Annotated in this window: 7 protein-coding genes; 5 read left to right on the top strand and 2 right to left on the bottom strand. The window is 70.9% G+C overall.

Translation table 11 applies throughout. The annotated features are described in order from the left end of the window. Positions 1 to 34: 34 nt before the first annotated feature. Positions 35 to 1,276 carry a HoxN/HupN/NixA family nickel/cobalt transporter gene (locus tag ACFWGD_RS12890; RefSeq protein WP_377779094.1) on the bottom strand — a complete coding sequence of 414 codons (1,242 nt, stop codon included), beginning with the start codon at positions 1,274 to 1,276 and terminating at the stop codon, positions 35 to 37. A gap of 248 nt (positions 1,277 to 1,524) precedes the next feature. Here ACFWGD_RS12890 and ACFWGD_RS12885 point away from each other — a divergent pair, with 248 nt between their 5' ends. Further along, positions 1,525 to 2,157: a class I SAM-dependent methyltransferase gene (locus tag ACFWGD_RS12885; protein ID WP_377779093.1), complete on the top strand. Its 633-nt coding sequence runs from the start codon at positions 1,525 to 1,527 to the stop codon at positions 2,155 to 2,157. A gap of 275 nt (positions 2,158 to 2,432) precedes the next feature. On the opposite strand, the gene ACFWGD_RS12880 is transcribed toward ACFWGD_RS12885, so the two are convergent. After that, on the bottom strand, positions 2,433 to 2,894 hold the full coding sequence (locus ACFWGD_RS12880; RefSeq protein WP_377779092.1) for a MarR family winged helix-turn-helix transcriptional regulator: 462 nt from the start codon (positions 2,892 to 2,894) through the stop codon (positions 2,433 to 2,435). 178 nt (positions 2,895 to 3,072) lie between these two features. Between ACFWGD_RS12880 and ACFWGD_RS12875 the strand changes: the two genes are divergently transcribed. The 4 genes from ACFWGD_RS12875 to ACFWGD_RS12860 form a co-directional block, all read left to right on the top strand. Then, positions 3,073 to 4,293, top strand: a complete 1,221-nt coding sequence (locus ACFWGD_RS12875; RefSeq protein ID WP_377779091.1) for a Glu/Leu/Phe/Val dehydrogenase dimerization domain-containing protein — start codon at positions 3,073 to 3,075, stop codon at positions 4,291 to 4,293. Continuing rightward, positions 4,290 to 5,954 carry an adenylosuccinate lyase family protein gene (locus ACFWGD_RS12870; RefSeq protein ID WP_377779090.1) on the top strand — a complete coding sequence of 555 codons (1,665 nt, stop codon included), beginning with the start codon at positions 4,290 to 4,292 and terminating at the stop codon, positions 5,952 to 5,954. Before ACFWGD_RS12875 ends, ACFWGD_RS12870 begins: the two co-directional genes overlap by 4 nt. Before the next feature lie 8 nt (positions 5,955 to 5,962). Then, positions 5,963 to 6,553: a hypothetical protein gene (locus ACFWGD_RS12865; RefSeq protein ID WP_377779089.1), complete on the top strand. Its 591-nt coding sequence runs from the start codon at positions 5,963 to 5,965 to the stop codon at positions 6,551 to 6,553. Between the two features lie 43 nt (positions 6,554 to 6,596). Then, positions 6,597 to 7,145 (top strand): FmdE family protein (locus ACFWGD_RS12860; RefSeq protein ID WP_377779088.1); only part of this gene is annotated, 549 nt, incomplete at its 3' end.

Raw genomic sequence — 7,145 nt, 5'->3', positions numbered from 1 at the left:
GAAAGCATAACGACACTTCGTACAGGCGATTTATTTAATGCTGGTGGTGCAGCCCGTGGTGGTGGAGTTCGTGGTGGATGGCCTGGCGGATGGCGGCCAGGCGTTCGGGGGTGAGGGTGGTGGGGTCGATGGTGACCTGGTCGAGGGCGGAGACCGCGGCGCCGGCGCCCATGGCGGGGGTGTAGCGCTCCTCCAGGCGGCGGATCTTCCACCAGAGCACGCTGCCCAGCCAGGTGGCGAGGAAGATGCCGACGATGAAGAAACCGATCTTGTTGAGGTCGAGCGCGTTGAAGGTGCTCCAGGGCTTCTTGTCGGCGACGCCGAGCTTTTCCGTGAGGACGCCGGAGAGTTCGAGGGTGCCTACGACGAAGGCGACGAAGATCGACATTCCGGTGGTGGTGATGTTGTAGTAGATCTTCCGCACCGGATTGCCGAACGCCCAGGCGTAGGCCTTCGACATGAAGATGCCGTCGATGGTGTCCATCAGGGACATGCCGGCCGCGAAGATGAACGGCAGGGCGATGATCGCCAGCGGTGGAAGGGTGACTCCGGCGACGCCGGCGCCGGCCGCGGCGGAGGCCGAGATGCCGAGCAGGGCCACTTCGGTGGCGGTGTCGAAGCCGAGGCCGAAGAGGATGCCGACGGGGTACATCTGCCAGGAGTTGTTGATGAACTTGTTGTAGCGCCCCTTGAAGATGCGGTTCATGAACCCGCGCGAGGCGAGCAGCTCCTCGAGGTGCTGCTCCTCGTACCGGCCGCTCTTGACCTGGCGCCAGACCTTCCAGATGCCGGCCAGGATGACGAAGTTGAAGGCGGCCACGATGTAGAGGAAGGTGCCGGAGACCAGGGTGCCGATGAGGCCGCCGGTGCTGGCGAAGCTGTCCTCGAAGTTGACGGCGGCGTTGGCCGCGAAGGCCACGCCGACGCACATGGCCATGACCACCGTCGAGTGGCCCAGGGAGAAGGCCAGTCCGACACCGAGCGGCTTCTTGCCCTTCTGCAGGAGCAGGCGGGTGGTGTCGTCGATGGCGGAGATGTGGTCCGCGTCGAAGGCGTGGCGCAGGCCGAAGACGTAGGCGAGGCCCGCGGCGCCGGCGTAGAGGAGGGTGCCGTGGGAGTCGGAGATGGTGTGGTATTTCTGGATGCCGTTGTAGTGGATGAACAGGCCGAAGCCGATGATGTGCAGGGCCGCCACGACCCCTAACAGGACGCCCACCCGGGCGAGTTCCTTGCGGTCGAACGACTCTCTGAGCCGCTTTGCTCTGGTTGGCGTCATGACAGCACACACTTCCCAGGATCACGGCCGCGGCGCTCGCCGGGCGGCCGACTCCTCGCCGACCGGCCTGATTGCCGTGCAGGCGCTCTTGCGTAGTCCTTGCGTGAAGGCAATCGGCAGCATCCGTGACGATCCGTGACACTGTCAAGAAGTATCGGTCAAGCGCCGATAGAGCGGCGGTGGGCATCGTGTGGGCTACGGCGCGAGCCGTTCTCCCGCTTCAACGCGCTGAGGGACGAAGGCAGATCATGACGCTTTCCGCTGAGTACTGGGACCGCCGCTACACCCACGGCGACCTCGGCTGGACGCACCGGCCGCACCCCCTGGTCATCGAGGAGCTCGAACCCCTGGAACCCGGGGCTCCCGGGGCCGGCGGGGGCGCGGCGCTCGATCTCGGGGCCGGGGCGGGGCGGCACGCCCTGTGGCTGGCGCGGCGGGGATGGGCGGTGACGGCGGTGGACTTCTCCGCCCCGGCGCTGGCCCGGACCCGGGAACTGGCCGGGCAGGAAGGGCTGGACGTACGGACGGTGCAGGCCGATCTGACGGATCATCAGTCTGCGTCGAGCGCCTACGGACTGATCCTGCTGGCCTACGTCCATCCGGAGTCCGGCGGACGTGCGGCGCTGCTGGCCGGTGCGGCGCGCTCGCTCGCGCCGGGCGGGCGGATCGTGGTGGTGGGCCACCACCCCGACAACGTGGGCCGGGGGGTGGGCGGGCCGTCCGATCCGGAGCAGGCCTACGCGCCCGAGGTCCTGGCGGGCGAGCTCGCGGGGCTGACGGTCGAGCGGGCGGAGCGGGTGGAGCACATGGTGGGGACCGAGGCGGGGGCGAGGCGGTCGTTCGCGACCGTCGTGCGGGCCCGCCGGCCCGCCGGGCCCTAGGGCTGTCTGCCGGGTGGGGGGCTCGGCGGCCGGTGGGTCGGCGGCGGCCGGTGGGTCGGTTGGCCCGGTGGGCCGGTGGGCCGGTGGGGGTCGGTTGACCCCTGTGGGCCGGTGGGTCAGGTGGAGTCGCTGGGGTCGGTGGGGGCTTTGGGTCGGCTGGAGGCGTCGAGTCAGCTGGGGCCGTTGGGCCAAGTAGGGCCGCCTGGCCTGCTGGGTCGGCTGGGGCTGCCGAGTCCGCTGGGGCGGCTGGGGCGGCCGGTTGGCTTGGCGGCGGGCTACCCGGGTGGCTGGTGGACGGCCAGGCGGACGAGGAGACCCCTCAGGAGATCTCGTTCCTCGCTCGAGAGCGGGTCGAGGAACTCCTCATGGACCTTGGTCATCACCTCGCCCGCCTCCTGGAGCGAGTCGGCGCCCCGTTCGGTCAGGTACAGGGCGAAAGTGCGCCGGTCGGAGCCTCGTCGGCGCTCCAGCAGACCGGCCTGTTCGAGCTCGTCGACCAGGGCGACGATCGTGGTCCGGTCGATGCGCAGTTTGGCGCCCACGGTGCGCTGGTTGAGGCCGGGCTCGGCTTCCACCACATTGAGCACTCCGAACTGGCGCATGGTCAGGCCCAGCTGGGAAAGCGCCTGTTCAGCCTGCTCTGTGACCAGCTGGCTCGCCTTGCGCAGAAGGAAGCCGTGCCACCCGCGCAACCCCTCGAAGAGGGGTTGGTTCTCACTGTCCGGTTCCTTGCTCACGGTCAAGTTTCTGCTTCCCTTTCGCCACGAACGTCAAGGATACGACCGGTCTTTCGCGAAGTCTTGACGGCCTGACAGGCGCTCAGACATGCTTCATTTCTGACAGTCGCACTGATTGTCACATGCACAGATAATCAATCTTGCTCGGATCCAGTCAAGCCATCAAACAGGGGGCGTGATGGTCCGCGTCATCGAATATTCAGATCCGGTCGAGCACTGCCCCGGATATCTCGTCTACGACGGCACCGACTGCCGACTGGCCGCCGGCGGCTGCCGGATGCAGGCCGGGCTCACCGTCGAAACCCTGCACACCCTCTCCAGCCGCATGACGCTCAAGCAGCGCGTGCTCGGCATCAACGTCGACGGCGCCAAGTGCGGCATCGCCTACGACCCGAACGGCCCGCAGCGGCTGCCGGTGCTCCGACGCTTCGTGGAGTTCCTCCAGGACGAGCTGCGCACCCGCTTCAGCATGGGGTGCGACATGGGGACCCGCTTCGACGAGCTGGAGGGCATCGCGGGCGCGCTGGGCATCGGCTCGGTGAAGGTCGCGATCCGAGCGGCCCAGCAGTTGCCGGACGAGGAGTTCCGGACCCGGATGGGCCTGCTGGACGCGCCGGTCGGCGCCCTGACGGTGGGCCAGCGGCGGGCGGGGCACGCGCTCGCCCACGCCGCGCTGGCCGCGTCGGCGGGCCTGCGCCCCGACCAGCTGAGCGTCACCCTCCAGGGCTTCGGCAATCTGGGGCGCGCCTGCGCCCTGGCGCTGCTGGAGGAGGGGGTGCGGATCACCGCCGTGGCGGACGAGCACGGCTGCCTGGTGGACCCGCGCGGACTGGACATCGGGCACATGCTCAGCATCGACCAGCGCCGGCCCGTACCGACCCTGCTCGGCTCCCCGCTGCGGCTGCCGGGAGACGCGCTGTTCGACATGCCGGCCGACGTCCTGGTCCTGGCCGGCGGCCAGGACGCGCTGACTCCCGAGCAGGCCGCGCTGCTGCCGGTGCCGGTGGTCGTGGTCGGAGCCAACTGCGGTCTCGGCGACACCGCCGAGCAGCTCCTGACGGACCGCGGAGTCGTGGTGGTCCCGGACTTCATCGGCGGCATCGGCGGCTCCGCCTCCATGGAGGCACTGTTCGGTCCGCAGCGGACGCCCGCGCCGCAGGAGGTGCTGGAGACGCTCGCGTCGATGATGCACGAGCTCGTCGGGGACGTCCTCACCGGGGCGCGCGACCTCGGCGTCGCGCCGCGCCGCATCGCCCAGGACATCGCCTCGGCGGCGGTGGTCCGGCCACAGGAACGCCCGTATGGATTCAGCCCGTACCGCGAGGTCCGCCGCCCCCGGGGGAACCGGGCGGCGAGGCCGGGCAGCACGGCACAGCGCACCGAGAGGGGAAGCCGATGAGCGCGTCCGGAGCGACCGCACCCGACAGGAGACCCGACCCGACCGCCGACCCGGAGCTGGACCCGGGAACGCGGGACTGCGCGCACGCGCGCAGCCACATCACCGACTCGGCCTTCTACGGCCACCGGTACAGCACCGAGGCCAGCCACCGGATCTTCTGCGACCGATGTCGCTACCAGCGCTGGCTGGACGTCGAGGCCGCGCTGGCCCTGAGCCAGGCGGAGCTGGGCATCATCCCCGCCGAGGCTGCCGCCGTGATCGCGCGGACGGCCCGGGTGGAGCAGTTGGACCTCGCCGCGGTGCGCGCGGGGATCCGTAGCAGCAGCCACTCGCTGGTCGGGTTCCTGCGGGTCTTCCAGGCCGCCTGCGAGGGGGACGCCGGGGAGTACGTGCACTACGGCGCGACCACGCAGGACATCCAGGACACCGCGCAGGCGCTGGAGATGCGCGATGTCCTGGACGAGATGGACGCGCGGCTGCGCGGCATCGTCGGGGCGCTGTCCGCGCTGGCGCGGGAGCACGCGGGCACGGTGGCGCTGGGGCGCACCCACGCGCAGCCGGCGCTTCCGATGGGCTTCGGGGTGAAGATCGGCAGCTGGATCGACGAGCTGGTGCGGCACCTGGAGCGGATCGAGGGGCTGCGCGGCCGGGTGCTGGCGGCCCAGCTCTTCGGCGGGGTGGGCACCATGGCCGGCTTCGGGGAGCAGGCGCTGCCGTTGCTGGCGGCGTTCGCCCGGCGGCTCGGGCTCGCGGAGCCGGACGTCGGGTGGCACGTCTCGCGCGACCGGGTGGTGGAGTACGTGTCCACGGTCGCGATGGTGGCGGGCACGATGGGCCGGATCGGGGACGAGGTGCGGATCCTGTCCCGGCCGGAGTTCGGTGAGCTGGAACTCGGCTGGCGGCACGGCCAGGTGGGCTCCAGCACCATGCCGCACAAGCGCAACCCGGAGGGGTGCGAGCAGGCCGTGGTGATGGCCCGGCTGGCGGCCGCGCAGGTGGCGAACGCGTTCGCCTGCATGGGCGGCGACCACGAGCGGGACTCGCGGACGCTGCGGATCGAGTGGGCGTGCGTGCCGGACGTGTCGCACTACGCGTTGTCGGCGTGCGAGATCGTGGCGCACGTGGTGGACGGTCTGGCGGTGCGGCCGGAGCGGCTGCGGGACAACGTCCGCGAGGTCGCGGAGCAGATAGCCACCGAGAAGCTGATGCTCGCGATCGGCAAGTACATCGGCAAGCAGACCGCGCACGAGTACGTGTACGAACTCGCGCAGGCGGCGCGGCAGAACGGGGACTCGCTGCGCGCGATGGCGGGCAAGGACGCGCTCGGCGGTGCGCCGATCGGTGAGGGCGAGCTCGACTCCATCTTCGACCCGGCCGCGTATCTGGGGCAGTCGGTGGCACTGGCCGGGCGGGCGGTGGACCGGGCCCGGGCGTGGCTCCCTCCGGGGGGTGGGGGGAGCGGTGCGGGTGTCGCGGGTGCGGGTGCGGGTGCGGGTGCGGGTGCGGGCGCAGGTGCCGCGGGTGCAGGTGCCGCCGCAGGCACAGGTGCCGGCGCGAGTGCGGGTGTCGGCGCGGGTGCTGTCGTCGGGACGGGCGCTGGCGAAGAGTCAGGCGTCGGAGCGGGAGTCGGCTCGGGTGTGGGTGGGCGGGGAGTGCGGTGAGGGGCGGGGTGTCTACGGCGGAGCTGTCCGAGGCGGCCGAGATCGTCTTCATGCGGCCGCTGTACGCGAGTCTCGTCGCGCACGCCGTGCGCAAGCTGACCGGGCATTACCTGGAGGGCGAGACCGAGGAGCGCAAGGCCTTCGGGATGATCGCCGGGCGCCCGACGGAGACGGGGATCGAGGTCGGCGCGGTCTTCCCGCTGATCTCCAACCTGCGGCACGACCAGCGGCACCGGGGCGGGATGGACGACGTGGTCGATGCCTTCGCCATCCCCTCGGAAACCCCCAACGAGCAGCGCGGCTGGGTGGCGGACCCGCGGGAGCTGATGGAGATCGAGCGGGCCTGCGACGCCTCGGGCTGGGTGCTGTTCGGCAACTACCACACCCACCGGGTGCCCTGGCCGGACGACCCGCTGCGCGACAGCTGCACCGAGCTCGACCGGATGCTGGCCGGCGGGTCCGGCCAGTGGACGCTGATCCTTTCCGTCGTCGACCTGCACCGTCCCACGCTGCGCGCCTACTTCGAGGGCGACAACGGACGCCGGGCCCCGATACGCGTGGTGCCGGCGCTCGCGGGCCGCGGCACCGTCCGGGCCTGAATTCCCTCACCACCGGCCGTCACCAACCGAACGAGAGGTCATCATGGACCGTACCCAGGCGTACAACGACGTCATCCGATTCCACCAGCACGAGTGCCCCGGGGTGGCCTTCGGCGTGCGGGCCGCCGAGGCCGCGATGGCCGAGCTCGGCCTGAAGGAGGCCAGCGGCGATCTCGTCCTCGTGACGGAGACCGACGCCTGCGCCGTGGACGCGCTGCAGGTGCTGACCGGGTGTACGTACGGCAAGCGCAACCTGATCCACGAGGACGCCGGCCGCAACGTGTTCACCTTCTGGGAGCGCGGAGGCGCCTCGGGCGTGCAGATCCGTGCCAAGGCCGACAGCATCGTCTACCGGACCGAGGAGATCTGGGCGCTGGCCTCCCGCATCGAGGACGGCACGGCGACCGCCGAGGACGAGGCGAAGTTCGCCCAGGCGCAGGCCGAGCGGATCGCCGGGCTGCTGACGGTGCCGGACGGGGAGATCCTCGTCGTCGAGCGGGTGGAGAAGCAGGCGCCGAGCCCCAAGCACCTGGCACGCGTGGACCTCTGCGTGGACTGCGGCGAGCCGACCAGTGTGGAGACCCTGCACGAC

Origin of the sequence: Corynebacterium sp. NPDC060344 (genome assembly GCF_042725215.1) — a bacterium.
Classification (GTDB): Bacteria; Actinomycetota; Actinomycetes; order Mycobacteriales; family Mycobacteriaceae; genus Corynebacterium.
Note: the sequence above shows the minus strand (reverse complement) of the source record. Positions and strands in the feature narration are given on the sequence as shown.